This is a genomic window from Sporofaciens sp. JLR.KK001, assembly GCF_036941055.1.
Classification (GTDB): Bacteria; Bacillota; Clostridia; order Lachnospirales; family Lachnospiraceae; genus Sporofaciens.
The window spans coordinates 4,830,043-4,851,280 of record NZ_JAYMNO010000001.1; the positions used below are offsets into that span (position 1 = coordinate 4,830,043).

Sequence of the window (21,238 nt, forward strand, 5' to 3'; positions counted from 1 at the left end):
AGGAGTATAAAGATTGGAGCATTTAAAATTTATCGATGAGCACGGCAGCTTTTCAATAAGGCAACCGGAAAATACAAGTTATTTATACTTTCCCCTGGCATCGGAAATGGGGCTGAAGAGCGCCGTAACGCCAAATCTTGGGGGCGATGCCAAGATTGATCAGGAAACCTTCCTTTTAGAGCCAGTAAGTTCTGAAAACTTACATAATAATCGTTCCACCCGTAACTTCTGGCTGTTAAAAGACGGTGCAGATGCATATTCAGCTTCTGGAGCGTCCGCCAAGCAGGAAAGTGTCAAATTTACTGCAATGCAGGATGAAAGTGAACTGAAAGCAGGATTTATGTGGCAAACACTGGCAAGATCGTCCAAAGTCCACCGATTAAAGTCTACGATTACCTCTTTTATTCCAAAAGATTACAATGTAGAAATTATGTATGTAACCGTGCAGAATCAATCGGAAGTTACGCAGGAATTAACTCCTTATGCCGCGATTCCGATCTATGGGCGCAGTGCAGACAACATCCGCGACCACAGGAATGTCACATCCATGCTGCACAGGATTGATACGAATAAAAACGGAGTCCTTGTCTGCCCCACCATGTCCTTTGATGAAAAAGGGCACCGTCCCAATAAACATATTTATTATGTTATGGGGTGTATGGGTAATGGCAATGCACCGAAGAGTTTCTATCCCACTGTCGAAGATTTCGTCGGCGAAGGGGGAACCTTTACGCATCCCCGCGCCATATACGAAAAACACCCTGGGGTTACAGCGCCCGGGCATGCGGCCGGGAAGGAAGCAATGGGCGCCTTCCGCTTTGAAACCGTCTCTCTTGCTCCCGGGGAAAAAGCAGATTATATTCTTCTTATTGGCGTGGAAGACAATGAAAAAAAGATTCTTGACCTGTTTGAGAAATATAATACCGCCGGCAAAGTACAAAAGGCTTTTTCGGATACAAAATCTTACTGGCAAAATAAAGTAAACGTGAAGTTCCATACGAAGGAAGCAGATTTTGACCATCTAATGAAATGGATCTGCTTTCAGCCGTTCCTCCGCCGATTATTCGGCTGTTCTTTCCTTCCGCATCATGACTACGGACGAGGCGGCCGTGGATGGAGAGATCTGTGGCAGGATTGTCTTTCTTTGCTGCTGATAGAACCTGAAAGCGTCAGTCATATGATCGCCATGAATTATGGGGGCGTCCGCATTGACGGAACTAACGCAACAATTATCGGAAATGGAGATGGGAATTTCCTTGCAGATCGAAATGGAATCTCCAGGGTATGGATGGATCATGCACTTTGGCCGTTAATGACGACAAAACTTTATATAGACCAAACAGGAGATGTCCAAATACTAAATAAATCTATTTCCTATTTTAAAGATGCTCAGACTATGCGCGGTACTGAAGTTGATGTTCTGTGGCATTCAGAGCAGGGAGACAAACAACGTACTGCCCAAAATGACATCTATACCGGAAGTATTTTAGAGCATCTTCTCATCCAGCAGCTGACTGCATTTTATGAGGTAGGAGACCATAACATCTACCGACTCCGCGGAGCCGATTGGAACGATGCACTGGATATGGCGTCAGAACACGGCGAAAGTGTTGCCTTTACCTGTGCCTATGCCGGTAACCTGTTGAATCTTGCGTCAATGATCCGTCTATTAGACAGCCATTCCTCCACGCATACGGTAGAATTGTTGGAAGAAATAAAGATTTTATTGGAAAACGATGTAAATGTCTTTGACGATATCGGAAAAAAGCACAAAATAATAGCCGGCTACATGGATTGCTGCAGACATACCGTCAGCGGCAAACGTATCAGCATCTCACTCTCGGCACTTGCTGTAAATCTGATTCAAAAAGCAAACTGGCTCATGGAGCGTCTGAGATTCCAGGAATGGATTGACGGTCCGGGTGAAGAAGGCTGGTTTAACAGCTATTATGATAATCATGGCCGCGCCGTTGAAGGGTTGTTCAAAGATCATGTGCGCATGATGCTGACCGGACAAGTCTTTGCTATCATGAGCGGAACTGCGGAAGACAGCCAGATTGAAAAGATTACAAGAAGCGCCGATCACTATCTTTATCAAAAAGAAATCGGCGGTTACCGCCTGAATACCGATTTCCATGAACTGAAATTTGATATGGGGCGTATGTTTGGATTTGCATATGGTGAAAAAGAAAACGGAGCGGTATTCTCCCATATGACGGTTATGTATGCCAACGCCCTGTATCACAGAGGATTTGTAAAAGAAGGATGGAAAGCGCTTAAGACACTTGCCGATACAGCCCTGGATTTTAATACCAGCCATATCTATCCGGGGATTCCGGAATATTTCCGTTCTGACGGACGGGGAATGTACCAGTATCTGACAGGCGCCGCAAGCTGGTTTATGCTGACGATGATCACAGAAGTCTTCGGTGTCCGGGGCAAAGCCGGAGACCTTATCCTGTATCCAAAGCTTCTGGCCTGCCAGTTTGATGAAAATGCCGCCGCTTCCATTATCATTCCTTTTGCAGGGAAAAATTTTACTATTATTTATAAAAATAAAAACGGCAAAGACTTTGGAGCTTATATTATTGATTCTGCTTCATGTGATGGGAATGAACTTGCAGTAAATGAAGATTCTTTTGTTAGTCTTTCCCGAAATATGCTTACTGCATTATCAGACGGCATGCACACCATCATCATAAATCTGCGGTAAGCTCCTAAAAAGAAAGGAAGAAAAATATGAAATATGGACATTTTGACGACACAGAACGGGAATATGTTATAGACCGGCCGGATACCCCCGCTCCCTGGGTAAACTATCTGGGTTCTCCGGAATATGGAGCAATTATTTCCAATAATGCAGGCGGTTACAGTTTTGCAAAGTCAGGCGCAAATGGAAGGATTCTGCGTTACATTTTCAACAGCTTTGACCAGCCCGGCAGATATCTTTACATCCGTGATAACGAGTCTAAGGATTACTGGTCTGCCTCCTGGCAGCCGGTGGGCAAAGACCTTAACAATTATGAAAGTAAATGTTGTCACGGTATGGGCTATACCAGGATGACCTCCAGTTATGACGGGATCAGCTCGGAAGCCCGCTACTATGTTCCTCTGGGTAAATCCTACGAAGTGTGGGGACTTTCTGTAACAAATGATTCTGCACGTACCAGAAGCCTTACCTTGAGCGGCTATGCCGAATTTACAAATCATAGTAATTATGAGCAGGATCAAGTGAATCTACAGTATTCTCTGTTCATTACAAAAACATTATTTGAAAAGAACCAGATCATTCAGCAGATTCATGGCAATCTGGACGTCCTGCCAGAAGACGAGCAAGTAGATGACAAAAATGTAACAGAACGCTTCTTTGGTCTTGCAGGCGCTCCAATATCCTCCTATTGCGGGGAAAAAGAACATTTCCTTGGCAGATATCACAGCTATAGCAATCCACAGGGAATCCTGTCAGGCGATCTTGGAAATGTAACCAGTTACAACGAAAATTCCTGCGGTGCTCTTTCCTGCAGCGTTACTCTGGCTCCGGGAGAAACGAAAGATATTGCTTTTCTGCTTGGAACAGGCGGCTTTCATGAATCGTCCGCTCTTCTTGACACTTATATAAATCCGGCAGAAATGATAAATCAGGAATTACTGGAACTGAAAAACTACTGGAATGAAAAATTAAACCGCCTGAAGGTAAATACGCCCAGCCCGGAATTTAACACGATGATAAATACTTGGAATGCTTATAACTGCTTCATGACATTTATCTGGTCCCGTGCCGCTTCCTTCATTTACTGCGGTCTTCGCAATGGATATGGTTACCGTGACACCGTACAGGATATACAGGGAATCATTCATCTTGCGCCAGAGATGGCAGCAGAGAAGCTCCGTTTCATGCTCTCGGCACAGGTAAGTAACGGCGGCGGACTTCCCCTTGTTAAATTCACACACAATCCGGGACATGAGGATACGCCGGACGACGCTTCCTACAGGCAGGAAACCGGCCACCCTGCCTATCGTGCCGATGACGCGCTGTGGCTTTTTCCAACCGTATACAAATATATTGCCGAGACCGGAAATACGGAATTTCTAAATGAAGTCATACCTTTCGCAGATAAAGGGGAAGCCACTGTTTACGAACACTTGAAACGTGCGGTTACATTCTCATTTGATCACCTTGGTCCCCACGGAATGCCCGCAGGACTTTATGCGGACTGGAATGACTGCCTTCGTCTGGGCGCAAACGGAGAGTCCTCATTCGTTGCGATGCAGTTCTACTACGCAATGACTATTTTAAAGCAATTTGCCGGGTACATGAAGGATACGGAATATGAAAAATACCTCGAAAAAAGACAGGAAGAGACAGGCGATATAATTCAAAAATTATGCTGGGATCAAGATCGCTTTATTCGCGGATATACAGAAGCCGGAGATCGGATCGGCGCTGCGAAAGACCCGGAAGCTAATCTGTGGCTGAATCCACAGAGCTGGTCTGTCATCAGCGGACTTGCCGCCGCCGATCAGGCCGATACAGCGCTTACAAATGTCTATCAACAATTAAATACGGAATATGGAGCCCTTCTGATGAATCCGCCCTATCATGCCAATGCCTTCGACGGCGCTCTTGCCGTCATATATAATCAGGGAACAAAAGAGAATGCCGGTATCTTCTCGCAATCTCAGGGCTGGCTGATCCTGGCAGAAGCTCTATGCGGACATGGAGAACGTGCTTTTACCTATTTTATAGAAAATGCACCTGCCGCTTGGAATAACCAGGCGGAACTCCGTTGTTTGGAACCTTACTGTTACGGACAATTTACAGAAGGACGTGCCAGCAAACATCACGGACGTTCTCATGTCCACTGGCTGACCGGAACTGCCTCGACCATGATGGTTGGATGTGTGGAGGGGATCCTGGGGCTCCGTCCTGACCTGAATGGTATAACCCTATCTCCTGCTATTCCAAAAAGCTGGACACATTTGGAAATAGAGAAAGATTTTCGCGGAAAACATCTGCATATCCTTATCGAAAATCCGAACAAACGAGAAACCGGTCACGAAAAGCTTATTCTAAATGGCACAGAGCTTGACAGTAATTATATCCCGGCCGATTGCCTTAAGGATAGAAATCATATTCAGATGATCCTCTAACCTATATAAGCGAATACCCAAATAAAGGACGCAGCATCCTATACACTGCGTCCTTTTATTTATTTTATCTTCTGTTTTTTACTCAGTATCCCATTGGATCGTATGATTTAGATCCCGGTATTTCTTCGGAGTCATGCCGACATATTCCCGAAATTGTTGTATAAAATGGCTCTGTGAAGAAAAAGACAAACGGTTTGCAATATCAATCATTGAATATTCACTGTACTGTAACAGATTTTTTGCCATCTCAATTTTATGTCTGCGTATATAAGCGCTGACCGAATCACCAGTTTCTTTCTTGAACAACCGAGACAGATAGCTCGCAGATACTCCAAGCTCATCTGCTAAATCTTCAATCGTAATACGTTCTTTTATATGAGAATAAATATATTCCTTGCAAACACTGATATGCCTGGAATTCGTATCACTATGGCATATCTTACACATCTTCTCCGTATAATCCAGAACCATAGAGTCATGAAGATTCCGTACCCCTTGTACCGTGTGTATGTCATCCAGTCTCTGAATATAAAAATCGCTCATTCTGAAAGCCTGTTCTAATTCCATGCCTTTTTGTTTGCATAGACGGGTTATCATCGCTGTTGTAATAACAAAATGATATTTTAAATTCGTAACCGGATTCCTCGATAACACGCCAACTCCGTCGCTGTCCAGAAACCTTTCTTGCTTACAGTTCTTCCTGACTGCTTCCACGTCGCCGTTGGTTACTGCCTGATAGAATAAAAATTCTTCTGTTGGTTGTCTGTGCTCTACCTCATCGATATCATCTTCCGCTTCCAAGAGAAGCCATTCATCCTGATATCCCATAGTATTATCCCCTTTCGTATCATGCAAGCATCCTGCCGCCTGTCATCACCTCTTATCATCCAGAAAATATTTTTATTATCTTATACTAACATCAGTAACAAAAATTAGCAACCCTCTCCCTTCCCAATTTGACCATATAGCTCTTTTCTATTATTTCAGCGCCTAGCTGTTTTCTTCAATAGCATACAACGGAGGAAAGATGGTTGTGGTTAGCCATCTTTCCTCCGTGTCCATTTAAATATCAATTTTAATTTTGAATTTTGCCGTTAAAGTATCTATTCAAGCTCATACTTCACAACATCTATATTGGCAGTTCCATCGGCAAAAAATGATATCCCATCCGCCTCCTGTCTGGTATACATAGCAGCCGACATCACCTGCTCTCCGTCATTTACGAAGACTTCTACGCTGAAACGATCCAGTATAATCCTTAGCTTCAATTCGCCGTCCGCAGTATTTACCAGGCTGCGCCGCTGATGGATGATTGCCCTTCTGGAACCGGAGAACTTCCGGTCTACCTTAAGGATCGACTCCCTGGGGCGGAAGCTAAGGGAAGTATAATATGTATCATCCTGGGCAAAACGAACGGCAAATTTCTGATACAGCTCCTGCCCGCCTTCCGGACGGACTGTCAGCTCCATATCTACCTTTCTTCCCTTGATCCCGTCAAGCTTCACCACTCCTGAAACCGCTACATCCGCATATTCTATCTTATTACGCCGCATAGCGTCAAACTCTCTGACCGGCCTCTGGTATAACCTGCCGTCTTTTAGAGACAATTCCCTTGGCAGGCTCATCTGGCCAAACCACGGCTCTTCCGGTGAACGGATCCCGCATGCATCCCAGTTCTGCATCCATCCGATCATAATCCGGCGGCCGTCCGGCGCCGCTACAGTCTGCGGCGCATAAAAATCAATCCCATAATCAACAGACTGATTCTGCATTTCCTTAAAACTGCCGTTCTCTTCATCATAATCACCGATCAGGCAGAGCGTCCCATTTCCATTGTGATATTCGAACCCTTCCGGGAGCATATCCTGCGGGCTTGTAAGCAATACCCACTTTCCGTCCAGCTCAAAGAAATCCGGACACTCCCACATCTTCCCGAAACGGTCATGATTGGAGACAAGTATGCTTTTAAACTTCCACTGAAATCCGTCGGCGCTCTCATACAACAGAATCTGCCCGCTTCCATCCGCCGGACGGTTCCCTACGACACAGGCATAGGTCCCGTCGGCTTTCATCCACATCTTAGGATCACGGAAATCAAAACGGCTGCTGCCCTCTGGTATATCCCGCTGATCCAGCACAGGATTCTGTTCATATTTCTCATAGTCGATCCCGTCGCCCACAGCCATGCACTGTGTCTGCACTTCCCGGTAGATATCGCGTTCCTGATGCTCCTTTAACACGCCGGTATACATCAGCAGCTGCCTCCCGTCCGGCAGTACCGCCGCGCTTCCGGAGAAAATTCCGTCCCTGTCATACGCCTCGTCCGGCGCAAGGGCGCAAGGAAGATATTCCCAATGGAGTAAGTCGCTGCTTACCGCATGTCCCCAATGCATAGGGCCCCACTTCGATTCATAAGGATAATACTGATAAAACAAATGATACCTGCCTTTATAATACGAAAAACCATTGGGGTCATTCATCCAGCCTGTACGTGGAGTCAGGTGGAAATCGGGACGCTCCTCTTTACCGATCAATTTCTCGGAAGTCTCTTCATATTTTCTTGCTTCACGTAATGTCTGACTTGTCATAACTCTTTCTTCCTCTCTTAATTATTTCTCCAATCCTGATTACAATTCAGGTTACTTATTATTTCCTGCCATACTTGCATTATACGAATCCAGATACTTTTGGAATAACTCCAGATATTCACTGAGTCCATATGCCTCGAGCTTATCCAGATATTTTTCCCAATCCTTATCCGTAAAGCCATTCATGATCCAATCCGCCTTCTTCGCCTTGATCTCCTTATGGATATCTGCCTGCAAGTTCGAGAACTTCTCCGTATCCTCTCGGCTCATGAAAATATTCGGATATACATACTCCTTATTCATATCAGGCGTATAGTACTCCTTGATCCAGTCCAGACGGTACTGCGCGTCGTCCGGACAGGTCACATACACGTCATAATATTCATCCAGGATGGCAAGCGGACCTCCTACTGCTTCCGCCTCTCTTACCTCTACCGGGGACGCGTCGCCTAACGGCGCATGCTTTAACATATCCTCACCGTCGGCATTCTTGCCCATCTCGAAGATATCAAAATCATCGTCCTCACCATATGTTCCCCAGTTGTTCTGCGGAGACTGCAGCGGCGCATACATCTGATCCAGCCATGCGCATACCAGCGCCGGATTCTCTGCCACAGAGGTTACCACGCAGCGTCCCCGGTTGAATCCGCTGGTGAATGAGCCGTTCTCAGGCGTCAGGTTCCGCGTATCTGCCGTCAGGACCGGAAGCGGAACCCAGTCCTTCAAGTTGTCGATGTTCCCTACATCCCAGCTAAAACATACGCCGTAACGCCCGGACTTACCCTTCGATACATAGGTAGACCATTCCTGTGTAAACGCTTCCGGATCGATCAGCTCTTCCTCGTACAGCTTATGCAGCCACTCGATTCCTTCTTTATAGCCTTCCTGCGTGGCGCAGCAGATCACTTCCTGATCATCCGTCACCACAATATGCCTGCCATTATTCTTATCCTTATCAACATCCCCGTATCCTTCACCGAAACCATTGATCAGGATCCCCATATCCTCGTTACCGCTATTCACCATACAGGACATGGGAATAATGCTCCCTTCAATCCCGAATTTCTTTTGAAGCTCTGACGCATTATCCCGAAATGCAATCAATACCTCTTCGAATTCATCCACCGTCTCCGGAATCTCAAGCTCCAGAAAATCCAGCCATTTCTTATTGATAAAGCTCATGTTCCCGACGCTCTGTATTGCCGTCTTGCCGGAACCAAGCTGCTCGATCCACGGCAAAGCCCAGATATGCCCGTTTACATCCGTACACATCGTCCGGTATTCCGGATATTTGTCAAAAGCCGCTTTCAGATTCGGCATATAGGCGTCAATATATTCCTCCACCGGGATAATCGCTCCATAATCCGCATATTTCAACAGATTGCTGTCTGTAAAATCCGCCGAAAAGATAAAGTCCGTCAGCTTATTAGGATCCGACATGTTCAAGGAGATCTTATCCGGCCACTGATCGGACTGTATCGCCGTCCAGTCAATCTCCACGTTGGTCTGCTCCTGCAGACGCTTAAAAATCGTCCGGTTATTCGGCTCTGATTCCGTATTTGCCGGATAACTGATCATACCCGTCAGAGTCGTCTTTTCCTTAAGCGGAAATTCCAACTCCGCCTCATCCACCGGCCGGAACGTACCGTCATTAATCTTTACCTTACCTCCGCATCCTGCAAGGGAAACCGACATGCACATTGCAAGCGCTAAAGCCGCGGTTCGCTTTCCATACCTGCGTCCGGACTTATATCCGAATCCATTTCCCAATCTGTCACTCAATCTATTTCTCATCGTCTGCCTCCTTCTTATTATAACCGTCTGCAACCATTCAAGCAAGCAATTCCGCTTATCCTTTTACGGCGCCTGCCATGATTCCGCTGTCAAAATATTTCTGGAAGAACGGATACATGACCAGAAGCGGTAAACTGGAAATAATAATGGTTGCGTATTTCAGAAGCTCTGCAAGCTGCGCCCGCGCCGCCGTGCTCTGCATATCCGCGATCATACCGGACTCCGGCTGGTTCTGAATCAAGATGGAACGCAGGACAAGCTGCAGAGGCTGTTTTGCAGAATCATTTAAGTAGATCATTGCGTCAAAGTAGCTGTTCCACATGGCGACAAACTGCCACAGTACAAGCACGGCGATGACAGGCGTACAGACAGGAAGCAGGATCTTGAAGAAAAAGGTCAGCTCGCTTGCCCCGTCTACATCCGCCGCCTCGCGAAGTTCCTGCGGGATTCCCCTGTAATAGGTTCTTGCGATGGTCATATTCCACACACTGAAAGCCCCCGGAAGAATGACTGCCCACATACTGTCCACAAGCCCCAGATTACTGACTATCAAATATGTAGGAATCAAGCCGCCCCCAAAGAACATGGTAATTATGAAAATGACATTGAAGAACCCTTTTCCTCTGAAATCCGCCCTTGACAACGGATAAGCCGCCAGAAGCGTCACAACTACTGACACGACCGTAAACACTACAGAATATATGACCGCATTTTTAAATCCGATCCAGATCTGGCCATTTGTCATGACACGTTCATACGCCGTCGCCGTCCACTTACTGAAATCAAAAGTAATCCCCTTATTCTGCAGCGTAATAGGGTCCATGAAGGATGCAACAATAATATAAACCATCGGCACGATAATTGCAACCACGAATAATCCAAGCAGTATGTATCCGATCGTCAAAAGCGCCTTATCCTGTCCCGAATATCTTGTGATTTTTTTCTTATTCATCTTATGTGCACCTCCTATATTCCCTGTCCGTCATTCATCTTCGCCACGATCTTATTCACGACGATCAGAAGGATGACATTGATGACCGTATTAAACAGGCCTACCGCAGTCGAAAAGCTGTAATCCCCGTCGATCAGACCTTTTCTGTATACATAGGTAGCGATGATCTCTGACGCCGGAAGGTTCAGGTCCGTCTGCAGGGCATATGCCTTCTCAAAACCGATGCTCATAATATTTCCTGCCTGCAGGATGAACTGGATCACAACCATATCTTTGATCGCCGGCCATTCCACCGCCCTGATCTGCTGTAAGATATTCGCGCCGTCCATGACCGCCGCCTCACGGAGTTCCTGGCTTGCGTTAGAAAGGGATGCCGTATACATGATGGACGCCCATCCGGCGCCCTGCCAGATACCGCTGATGATATAGATCGAACGGAATGCCTCCGGCATAGTCATGAAATTAATATCCGTTCCCATCAACAGATTCACAGGACCAGTCACAGAGAGGAAGATCCTCACAATACCGCAGAGTACGATGACAGATACGAAGTTGGGAAGATAAAGCACCAGCTGTATCTTCTTCTTGATCCCCGCACTCTGGATCCGGTTCAGCAGAAGCGCCAGTATGATCGGAACCGGGAAGCCCCACAGCAGGCTGTATACGCTAAGCTTCAATGTATTGACCAGATATCTCATGAAATCCGGGGATGATAAGAACCTTGTAAAATGCTTAAGCCCTACCCACTCGCTTCCGGAAACTCCCTTAAATGGATTGTAATCCTGGAACGCGATCAGGATACCGCTCATAGGCGCATACTTGAAAATCAGTGTCAATAACAATGCCGGCATCATGAAGATCACGTAAAGCTGCCAATGCTGCCTGATATACACCAGGGAATTGTGAAGTCCCGTGCCTTTGCCTCCCTGCTTTACATTTGAAACAGTTTTTGAATTCATTGTCATAACATCCTCCTTTCTGTCAAATCCCTCCATCTTCTACACTTGTTTTCTCTCATGTCTTTTCTGATTCTCCTTTCTTTACTTATTTGTGCATTTGTAAAATTTTTATTTTACATTCACATGAGATTTGTATAATATATTTATATCACTCATTTTACATTTAGTCAATATTTTTTTACAGTTTGTATACTTTTATTTTTACATTTTTATTTTCATACAGCACTCCGAACAATATTATTTTGTATTCCGAAGTTATAAATTATTTTAAAAATTATGAATTTTTACATTTGACACATTTTAATTTGTGCATTATAATAGTTATAGAATTTAGAAATAGCTTTTCAAACGAATTTTATTGAATGTGCAAATCACTCATATATATATAAAGGAGGAGTTTATGAGTAACAGAGTTACAATCCAGGACATTGCCGACGAGCTTGGCATTTCCCGCAACACTGTCTCAAAAGCGATCAACAACACCGGCGTCCTCGCCGACGCCACCAGGGATAAAGTATTGAAAAAAGCTATGGAGATGGGCTACAAGCAGTTTTCTTATGTGACAGCCGCCAAACCAGGAAGCTCCGTCCTCTCCATTCCCGCACCAAAAGAGAAGACGGAGATCGCAGTATTTCTCACCAATTTCGTGGGAGGGAACCATTTTGCAATCGTCATGCTGGATAAATTCCAGAAAGAGCTTGCCGTATTAGGCTACAGCCTTACCATGCACCGGCTGCTTACCGAAGAACTGGATAATATGAAGCTTCCCGCCTCCTTTTCTCAGGAGCGGACTGCCGGCATTATCTGTATCGAGATGTTTCATTATGAATACGATCAGATGCTCTGCGGCCTGGGACTTCCTATCTTATTTGTAGACGCGCCGGTGACCTGCTTTAAAAATCCCTTGGAAGCAGACCTGCTGTGTATGGATAATCAATCCGGGATTTATTTATTTATAGGAGAGATGGCACGGCGCGGAAAAACGAAGATTGGATTTATCGGGGATTATATGCATTGCCAATCCTTCTTTGAACGATATATGGCATACCGGAATGCCATGTATCTTGCGGGGCTTTCCTGTCCGGACGAATACTGCATCGCCGAAAATAAAGAAGGTATGCACAAACTGTCTTCTGAAGATTATCAGGAATATCTGGCAGAATGCTTCCGGAAAGTTTCCCATTTGCCCGAAGTATTCTTATGCGCCAATGACTTTGTCGCCCTGGATGTTCTTCAGGCATTGAAAAAATCCGGCTATTCTGTTCCGGACGACGTATGGCTGTGTGGTTTTGATGATTCGCCTGAGTCTAAGATCGTTACGCCCGCTTTTACCACCATTCACATACACAGCCAGATCATGGGGTTCTCCGCGGTGAATCTATTGATGACCCGGATCAATGAACCCTCTTTGAATTACCGCACTGTGCATACAGAAACCAGCCTGATCTATCGGGAATCTACAGAAAACTAATCCGACCGCAGGATTCCCGGCGCTAACTATCAACAATACAAGGAGGATATTATGAATCATTTATTTAATCTTGACGGTCCGGTACTGCAATTCATCAACAAGATCGTATACAGCGTCTATCTAAACATCCTGTGGTTCATCTGCAGTATTCCGATCGTAACGATCGGCGCGTCTACCACCGCACTTTTTTACGTCACGCTGAAAATATCAAAAAACGAAGAAGGCAGTATTACGAAGGCTTTCTTTCACTCTTTTAAAGAGAATCTCAGACAAGGAACTGTAATATGGCTGATTCTGCTTGCTTTTGGGATTATCCTTGGCATCGACGGATACGTCCTGTATCACATGCGGTTCGAAAATGTATTCTGGACACTCTGCACGGCAGTCTTCTGCGTCGCGGCGGCCGCCTATGCCATTATCCTGATGTACATTTTCCCTCTCCTTGCAAGATTCGACAACACGATCGTCGCTATGTTCAAAAATGCATTGTTTATCGGCGTCCGTTTCCTGTTCTGTACGGCATTGATGGCAGTTATTTACTTCGTTATGCTGCTGATCGTAGTCCGCATCTTCACCCCGGCAGTTATTTTCGGGGAGGGCTTATGCGCACTGCTTTGCTCCTGTCTGCTGTCCAATATCCTGAATCTCTGTCAGGAAAAGACCGAAGACCATGCAGGCACAGTACCTGACCTGCAGTAATACAGACTGCGAGGAAGAGTGAAAAATATGAACACATGCCTGAACCATCTTCACGGAAAACAAAAAATACAGTACATCTGGGATTATTATAAACTGCCGGCAATCATCTGCCTGATCTTCTTATACATTATCAGTTATACGGTATATGGACATTTTACCAGAAAAGAAACCTTGCTTTATGCCGGTCTTGTGAATGTTTCAGCAAGCGAACCGTTTGCCGATGAATTGAGTTATGGATTCCTGGATTTCCTGGATGCCGATTCTTCTAAAAAAGAGTTGAAATTATATACCGGATTATATCTCACGGACACCCCTGATGATCCTAACCATGAGTATACCTATGCTTCCCGTATAAAAACAGTTGCTTCCATAGATGATGAGAAGTTAGATGTCGTGCTTATGAATAAGGAAGCCTTCGATGCATTTTCACAAAACGGGTATCTATGCAATATAGAAGAACTGCTTCGGGAGTTAGATCCCAAGACCATGGCAGAATGTAAACCTTATGTTACAGCCAACACAGTCATACTTGAAGATAATGCAGACGATATCATGTTTGACCGTTCCCTGTCTTATCAGGCTGTGACAGATGAATTCCCTATGGGGCTCCTTGTGTCACAGAAAGGTCTTTTTAAAAGGGCAGGTTTTGACGGCGACGTGTATCTTGGCGTGATCAAGAATTCTCCGCGGATGGATCTGGCTATAGAATATATCGAATATCTCTGTACCGATAAGTAAAAAGGTAAAAAAGTGTCTTCGACACTTTTTTATTATTCTGCCTCCTGCAAAATACTTTAGTCACAGTATATCTTCCTAATAGGAATAAAATCAACAAAATCAAGTGATTATAGATTTTAAAAATAGAATAACTCCTCGAATTTCTTATCCAGTGCAATACATAGGATCAATGCCAGCTTGGCAGTCGGATTAAATACCCCTGTCTCTATCGAGCAGATTGTCTGGCGGGATACACCCGCCAGCCTGGCAAGTTCACTCTGAGACAAATTCTTCTCTGTTCTGGCCTGCTTCAAATTATTTCTTAATATGAGTTCCGTATCCATATGTCCTCCATCAGAAGATTTCCACCAAGTATCCAATGAATAATCCGACCGCCATTCCGAACCATAAGATCCCATAACACAGATCATATTTCCTTCTGAGCCTGATCCACTTATAGAACCATTGACCGCTCGCTATAAAACAATAGATCGCATATACATCATAGTACGGGAGTCCTGCTATCATCTTCACAATCATTGCAGCAATACAAGCAATAAATCCTGCTATCACTCCCACCTTACAGCCTTTGTTCAAAATATCCTGCTCCATCTCATCCAGTGCATTTGGCTTCTTATCTTGTATTCTGCGCAATACCTCATCTCTTTCCATGGATGACACCTCCTATATACAGTCAAGTTTTCTTGTCATTTCCATTATATATGTGTCAAGTTTTCTTGTCAACACTTTCCGGTCAAAATCACTCTAGTACACCGAAAAATGCCAGCATCGAGCAGGGAAAGTTTTCCCCTTACTCGCCGCGTGGGACGCACGTTATATAAGCATCCATTTCATCTGTGCGCCCCTGTACATAAAAAGACACCAGCCCCTCTGACTGATGTCTATCCGTAACAACTATCATTTTTTAATCCATAATGATCCCGCCGTTCACATCCAGGATCTCTCCATTAATATAAGCCACCTTATCATTACACAGGAATGCCACCGCCTCCGCGATCTCGCTCAGCTTCCCCAGGCGTCCTGACGGAATCAGCGGAAGAGCATCCCTCCACCTGTCATTTGCCAGCACCTGAGCGGATTCTACCCATCCTGCCGCAACGGCGTTGGAATTAATATTCGAACCTGACAACTCGCTCGCGAAGGACTTGGTAAGACTGATCACACCCGCCTTCGCCGCTCCGTATATCGCAACACCTCTTCCCGGATTCTTCCCGTCACAGGAAGAGATATTCACAATCCTCCCGTATCCATTTGGCAGCATAGCAGTTTTCACTACTTCTTGCGTTAGGAAGAATAACCCTTTGAGATTCACATCTATGACAAAATCAAACGTGCTTTCTTCCACTTCGAGGATCGGCGCCGCCGGATACACTCCCGCATTATTCACCAGGATATCGATCCTTCCCATCTTCTCTATGATATAACCGACAGAAGTACAGATGTCTCCAAGCTCCGTAATATCACATTCTACAGCCAATGCCTTCACACCCATTGCCGTACAGTTCCGGATTACCTCGTCTTCCTCTTTTACCTTCATATCCAGGACCACCAGATCCGCTCCCTTATCTGCAAGAGTCTCGGCGATACATTTCCCGATTCCTCTCGCCCCGCCTGTCACAACAGCCACTTTTCCGTTCAACTCTTTTTCTGACATACTAACTCCTTTCCGCCGCCTTATATATCCTATAATCCGTTACGATCACATCTGTTCCATCCTTTGGTGCCAACTCTTCCATCAATCTTTCCATTCCCATCTTCTTGATCTCAAGCATCATCTCATAAGGGTCTCGGATATCGATCCGTTCGCCCAATGCCTTCAGCACATGTTCTAAGAATAATTCTCCCCGTTCTACAACCTTATCCGCCGTCTCATCTATCCTGTCCCGGTCGATCATCTTGGCGTACTCAGGCACATAAGCTTCCAATTCTCTGGCATATTCCAGCGTCCGCACGATCTCTTCTGCAGTCACATCCGCAGTCAGGCCTCCGTCTGCCATCGTAGTGATTGCATGTCCGGTCCGATAAAGGAACTGCCCTGCCATATCACAGAGAAGGCATTCTGATAAATGTGCCGTATTCAGGCCTTTATCCCGATGATTCCGCCCCAGTTTGTTGGTAAATATCATGGAACCTGTCATAGTTCCTTTATGTATTTTCTTCAGAGCAGACAGGAACACAAGTCTTTTGAACGGCGAATGGAACATATCACCGAAGGAATGAGCAAGCTTCGCGTGCAGCAGCTCTTCTATAAGATATTTTTCCAGTAGCGCGCATCCGGCAAGAAGGCCCAGATCTCCCGCTGCATTACCGTACCCGTCGTCCAGGTTAGAATGAATCAGCGTTCCATACTCCCGGCAGTCTGCCATAAGCCTGATCGCCGCTGCCGTACTCTTTGTACGAATTTCCACATCCTGATATTCCGGATAATCCCAACCGAAAAACTGTGAAATATTCCCGATTGTTGTGACTCCCGCTTTCAGAGCCGCCCTTACATTCTCATAAGATGCGGGACTTCCGATCATATTGTCCCCCAGATGCGGCTGCATATGGGCAGAATGTCCCAGCATATTCCAATCCGTCTGTTTCACCATATAGAGTCCCTGTCCGCTGCGGTATTTCTCCCTCTCACCTTCCGGAAGCGCCATAGCATAATCCAGACTGACTCCAAATCGGTCCAGATGGAGGTTCTTCTCGGCAAGCTTCCGGTCAAGCTCCTCCATCTGTATTTTTAATTCCTCAAGAGACGGGCAGCACAGGTGAAAATGATACATGAATCTCCCTTCTTCTGCCATTCTCTCTTTATATTCCATCTCCGAAGCGAATCCATTTCTCTTCATAAAATTCGTTTTCCCCGGAATTATTCTATCTCTTTCTTGTATTTCCATCTATATTTCCTCTCCTTCGCACTCCGATACCTGTGACGGCGCTAAACAGCATAGCCGCAGGCGTTAATATTCCCAGAAAATAATAAGAAACATACGATCCTACAGATAACCCAAGTGTCTCCGAACAGTAGATTCCGTTCGTTCCCCATGGCACCATCGGACAGACAACCGTCCCGCCGTCTTCCAGGGTACGCGACATCACGCTTCTTCGTATCCCAAGCGCATCATACCTTGCCCCCAGAATATTGGCCGGCAGTATCATCGCCAGATAAGGGTCCGCCGCGAAGAAGCTCAAAAGGAACGTCAGCGCCCAGGTCACGACGATCAATCCGATACTGTTCTCTGTAAGTCTGCCTGTTTTCTCCAGAACCGCGTTCATGATCCCCGTAGAGCGCATCACACCGGCCAGAGAAAGCGACATCAGCATCAGTGTAACCGTCCCTGTCATAGAAGTCAGGCCGCCTCTGGTCAACAGCGTATCCACCGCCTCGATCCCTGTTGTGCCCGCGTATCCGGAATACATATAATGCATTCCGTCTTCCACATTCTCCCCCTGAACGAAGACCGTGCAGATCAGCCCCAGAGCAGAAGCAATCATCATGGTTGGGATCGCCGGAAATCTCCATATGATCAGAATCAACAGCACTAACAGCGGAAACAGCAGCGCAGGTCCTATATAGAAGCCTTCTTTCAGCCCCGCCGTTATGGTCTGGATCTGGGAGATGTCTGCTTTCTTCCCGCCGTATTTCACCCCAAGTATCAGGAAGATAACGAGGCTCATCAAATATGCCGGACCTGTCGTATACAGCATAGAACGGGTGTGTTCATACAGATCAGTCTTCGCCACCGCCGCCGCAAAATTCGTAGAATCACTGAGCGGTGACTGTTTGTCCCCAAAATAAGCGCCGCATAGAATCGCGCCGGCTGTCATCCCTGCCGGTATTCCAAGTCCCGCACTGATCCCCATAAATGCGACCCCGATCGTTCCGATGGTCGTCCAAGACGAACCTGTGACAAGGGACATCACGCTGCATAAGACCACCACCGACACCAGGAAAAACCGGGGTGAAAATACCTGAAACCCATAATATATGATCGCCGGTACCGTTCCGCCTGCCATCCAGGTACCAATGGTCACTCCGATCAGGCAGATGATCAGTATCGCCTCGATAGATTCCGAGATACTCTCTATCATACCGGCACGCATTTCTTGCCATGTATTACCATTCATCACACCATACAGCATAATGATAACAGTGCTGAAAACAAGCGGGATATGAGGGTTCTGCTTAAGCACCAGTACCCCGTATATCAGGACACCGATTGCAAGCAGCAGGCTTACACACGCCGCAGGAAATATATACTTGTCCTTCCTCATACACCGCACTCCTTCCTTGTTTAATCCTTGTTTACTTTATAATTTCCGATTCCAACCGCTGCAAATAGGATGCACAGCAACGGCGCCAAATATCCCATAAAATAATATGGAATATACGATGAGACTGCGATTCCCAGAGTAGCCGATACGTAGAGTCCTCCGGATCCCCATGGCACCATCGGCGCAAAGAGGACCGCATTGCCGACACTTCTGCACAACACGCTTCTATTTAACTCCAGATCGTCGTAAGCGCCCTCCAGCGCCTTGGACGGCAGCGTCATAGCCAGGTACGGATCTGCCGCAAAATAGCTGAATACAAATGTCAGAATATTGGTAAGAGATACCAACGGCACAATCTTTGTCACCATTTTTGAAATCTTCTCAAGCAATACGGATATAATGCCCACGCGCTGGAGCACACCTGCCATCCACATGGAGAAGATCATCAGTGCGACCGTACTCATCATATTATTCATTCCGCCCCGGGTAATGATACGGTCTACGTCAGCTACACCCGTATTCCCCACATACCCGTTCATCAGATATCCCAATGCATCTGCCAGACTATCTTTCTGGCAGAACACGTCAACCACCACGCCGCTTACAGCCGCAAGGATCATGGTCGGGATTGCCGGCAGCTTGACCGCAAGAAGGATAAATAACACGATTGCCGGCAACAATACGGCCGGAGTCATATGAAATCCCTGCTCCAACCCCGCAAGCGTCTCCGCAATCTGTTCCCCGGAGCTTACATTTGCCGAGACAGAATAACGAAGGCCGATGATAATATACACGATAAAGCTGATCAGAAGCGCCGGACAGTTCGTACAGAGCATCCCCTTCACACCGTTGTACAGGCCCGCTCCTGAAATAGCCGTTGCAAAATTACAGCCGTCCGACATAGGAGACTGTGTATCTCCGAAGAACGCTCCACAGCAGATCGCACCTACAACGACCGGCGCCGGGATCCCCATCGAAACTCCAATCCCAAGGAACGCGACTCCCACAGTTCCCACCGTCGTCCACGAGCTTCCGGTCAGCGTACTCATAACCGCACAGAGCACCACGGTAAACGGGAGCAGGAATGCAGGAGTAAATAGCTTCAAGCCTCCCCAAATCACATAAGGCACCGTCCCGCAGGCTACCCACGAACCAACCACCATCCCTATGGTCATGACGATAATGATAGCCTCAAGACTGCTGGCTATAGATTCCATCGCCTTGCTCATCATCTCTGCCCACGGTATCCCAAGATACAGGCCGTAGATCACCATGATAAATGTGCAGACAAGTATCGGAATATGCGGCGACAACTTAAGTACCAGAATTCCTGCCATCAGAACACCTACAGAAAGAACCAGCACAAGAAGCGACATACCCAGAACTGCTTTCCGTTCCTCTGGTCTTTCCTTCCTCTTATTTTCACTCATAAACAGATCCTCCATACCTTTTGATAAAACATTGTACCGGCAGTTAATGTTTTCACGATATAATTTTAATTCATCCATTTACTCTTTTCAATTCTTTGACCTGGTATCGTTATACAGGATTCCTCTAACCATTGACCCCCTGTCACCGGCATCAAATATTGAATCTGCCGTGTAACAGTTAAGAGGTCCGCGCATTTGCTTCGCCGACCGTAAGAACATGATTCAGGAATACAGAATCCCATAGACGAAAAAAAGACTTGCAATAGTTAAAAACTATAACAAGTCACCAATGTCTTCTCTGACGATCTCCATATACCGTTTTCCAATGTCCCCTGGACATTCATCTTTATACAGAACGAACCCAACCTTGATCGCTCCTTCTACATTCAAGGGAACCGCCACAATATCCTCCCCTTGAAGTTCTTTATTTACCATCTGCGTACAGATGGTAAATCCGCCGAGCTTCCGAAGCAAATAGAACAGCGTACTTCGGTCGCTGACCTTGATATTCCTTCGATGCTCCAGGATCTTTAATATTTCTTCGGAAAAATAATTAGAATTGTATTCTCCTTTTCCAAAAGACAGAAATGTATACGGCTTCAAATCTCTGAATTTGATCTCTTTTTTCCGGGCTAACGGATGTGTATCCGTCACATAAATATAGGATTTCGATTGAAATAGTTCTGCAAACTCAAGTCCCGCCTCTTCCAAGTTCTTAAGGATCATTCTTGCATTAAAATGATTCATATAGAGAATCCCGATCTCACTTCTGCGGTTCTGTACATCTTTGATCACTTCCTCCGTCGTGGTCTCCCGGAACGTAAAATCGAATTCTCCTGGATCCATCTCCTTAAGCAGCTTCACGAACGCATTGATCGCGAATGTATAATGCTGCGTGGAGATTCCGAACTTCTGCTTGGATGGTTTAGCTCCAAGATAATGCTCCTTAAGCTGATTCTCCTGTTCCACGATCTGCAGTGCATAACAGAGGAATTCCTTTCCTTCAGCCGATACCGAGATTCCCTGATTCGTCCGGTTGAAGATGGATATCCCGATCTCCCTCTCCAACTCCCTGATCGCGCTTGACAGACTTGGCTGGGAGACATACAGCTTCTTCGCCGCCTCATTCATCGAACCCCTGTTAGCTACTTCAACCGCGTATCTTAACTGCTGCAGGGTCATTCTCTTTCCCT

17 protein-coding genes are annotated in these 21,238 nt (G+C 46.1%); 5 read left to right on the top strand and 12 right to left on the bottom strand.

The annotated features are described in order from the left end of the window. Nucleotides 1-13 precede the first annotated feature (13 nt). Both VSQ62_RS24585 and VSQ62_RS24590 read left to right on the top strand, forming a co-directional pair. Nucleotides 14-2,713, top strand: coding sequence for a GH36-type glycosyl hydrolase domain-containing protein (locus VSQ62_RS24585; RefSeq protein WP_334637372.1), 2,700 nt, complete (start codon nucleotides 14-16; stop codon nucleotides 2,711-2,713). Between the two features lie 26 nt (nucleotides 2,714-2,739). After that, a complete protein-coding gene (locus VSQ62_RS24590; protein WP_334637374.1) occupies nucleotides 2,740-5,151 on the top strand; it encodes a glycoside hydrolase family 94 protein in 2,412 nt (803 codons plus the stop codon). Between the two features lie 78 nt (nucleotides 5,152-5,229). On the opposite strand, the gene VSQ62_RS24595 is transcribed toward VSQ62_RS24590, so the two are convergent. From VSQ62_RS24595 to VSQ62_RS24615, 5 genes are all read right to left on the bottom strand, one after another. After that, nucleotides 5,230-5,979, bottom strand: coding sequence for a helix-turn-helix domain-containing protein (locus VSQ62_RS24595; protein ID WP_334637770.1), 750 nt, complete (start codon nucleotides 5,977-5,979; stop codon nucleotides 5,230-5,232). Between the two features lie 275 nt (nucleotides 5,980-6,254). Next, a complete protein-coding gene (locus tag VSQ62_RS24600; RefSeq protein WP_334637375.1) occupies nucleotides 6,255-7,739 on the bottom strand; it encodes a glycoside hydrolase family 32 protein in 1,485 nt (494 codons plus the stop codon). A gap of 51 nt (nucleotides 7,740-7,790) precedes the next feature. Next, nucleotides 7,791-9,440: an extracellular solute-binding protein gene (locus VSQ62_RS24605; RefSeq protein WP_334637771.1), complete on the bottom strand. Its 1,650-nt coding sequence runs from the start codon at nucleotides 9,438-9,440 to the stop codon at nucleotides 7,791-7,793. Between the two features lie 148 nt (nucleotides 9,441-9,588). Beyond that, nucleotides 9,589-10,485, bottom strand: coding sequence for a carbohydrate ABC transporter permease (locus VSQ62_RS24610; protein ID WP_334637376.1), 897 nt, complete (start codon nucleotides 10,483-10,485; stop codon nucleotides 9,589-9,591). Nucleotides 10,486-10,499: 14 nt separating this feature from the next. Next, nucleotides 10,500-11,450, bottom strand: coding sequence for an ABC transporter permease (locus VSQ62_RS24615; protein ID WP_334637379.1), 951 nt, complete (start codon nucleotides 11,448-11,450; stop codon nucleotides 10,500-10,502). A 394-nt stretch (nucleotides 11,451-11,844) separates the two neighbouring features. On the opposite strand from VSQ62_RS24615, the gene VSQ62_RS24620 reads away from it, so the two are divergent. From VSQ62_RS24620 to VSQ62_RS24630, 3 genes are read left to right on the top strand one after another with little or no spacing between them, the layout of a single operon-like run. Then, a complete protein-coding gene (locus VSQ62_RS24620) occupies nucleotides 11,845-12,915 on the top strand; it encodes a LacI family DNA-binding transcriptional regulator (protein ID WP_334637380.1) in 1,071 nt (356 codons plus the stop codon). Between the two features lie 51 nt (nucleotides 12,916-12,966). Further along, complete coding sequence (locus VSQ62_RS24625; RefSeq protein ID WP_334637381.1) at nucleotides 12,967-13,614, top strand: YesL family protein; 648 nt, start codon at nucleotides 12,967-12,969, stop codon at nucleotides 13,612-13,614. Nucleotides 13,615-13,641: 27 nt separating this feature from the next. Beyond that, the gene (locus VSQ62_RS24630) at nucleotides 13,642-14,352 is read left to right on the top strand and encodes a hypothetical protein (RefSeq protein WP_334637382.1); all 711 of its coding nucleotides are present in this window, start codon (nucleotides 13,642-13,644) and stop codon (nucleotides 14,350-14,352) included. Nucleotides 14,353-14,468: 116 nt separating this feature from the next. Here the strand turns inward: VSQ62_RS24630 and VSQ62_RS24635 are convergent, their stop codons facing one another. From VSQ62_RS24635 to VSQ62_RS24665, 7 genes are all read right to left on the bottom strand, one after another. Further along, complete coding sequence (locus tag VSQ62_RS24635) at nucleotides 14,469-14,675, bottom strand: helix-turn-helix transcriptional regulator (RefSeq protein WP_334637383.1); 207 nt, start codon at nucleotides 14,673-14,675, stop codon at nucleotides 14,469-14,471. 10 nt (nucleotides 14,676-14,685) lie between these two features. Further along, a complete protein-coding gene (locus tag VSQ62_RS24640) occupies nucleotides 14,686-15,003 on the bottom strand; it encodes a DUF6442 family protein (RefSeq protein ID WP_334637385.1) in 318 nt (105 codons plus the stop codon). Between the two features lie 253 nt (nucleotides 15,004-15,256). Continuing rightward, entirely contained in the window at nucleotides 15,257-16,006 is a 750-nt protein-coding gene (locus VSQ62_RS24645; RefSeq protein ID WP_334637386.1) for an SDR family NAD(P)-dependent oxidoreductase, read from the bottom strand. Nucleotide 16,007: 1 nt separating this feature from the next. Then, entirely contained in the window at nucleotides 16,008-17,237 is a 1,230-nt protein-coding gene (locus tag VSQ62_RS24650) for a hypothetical protein (RefSeq protein ID WP_334637387.1), read from the bottom strand. Next, a complete protein-coding gene (gene nhaC / locus VSQ62_RS24655) occupies nucleotides 17,215-18,615 on the bottom strand; it encodes a Na+/H+ antiporter NhaC (protein ID WP_334637389.1) in 1,401 nt (466 codons plus the stop codon). The genes VSQ62_RS24650 and nhaC (VSQ62_RS24655) overlap by 23 nt, the downstream gene beginning before the upstream one ends. A 20-nt stretch (nucleotides 18,616-18,635) precedes the next feature. Continuing rightward, nucleotides 18,636-20,045, bottom strand: a complete 1,410-nt coding sequence (gene nhaC / locus VSQ62_RS24660; protein WP_334637390.1) for a Na+/H+ antiporter NhaC — start codon at nucleotides 20,043-20,045, stop codon at nucleotides 18,636-18,638. Nucleotides 20,046-20,318: 273 nt separating this feature from the next. Continuing rightward, nucleotides 20,319-21,227, bottom strand: a complete 909-nt coding sequence (locus VSQ62_RS24665) for a LysR family transcriptional regulator (protein WP_334637391.1) — start codon at nucleotides 21,225-21,227, stop codon at nucleotides 20,319-20,321. Nucleotides 21,228-21,238: the final 11 nt, after the last annotated feature.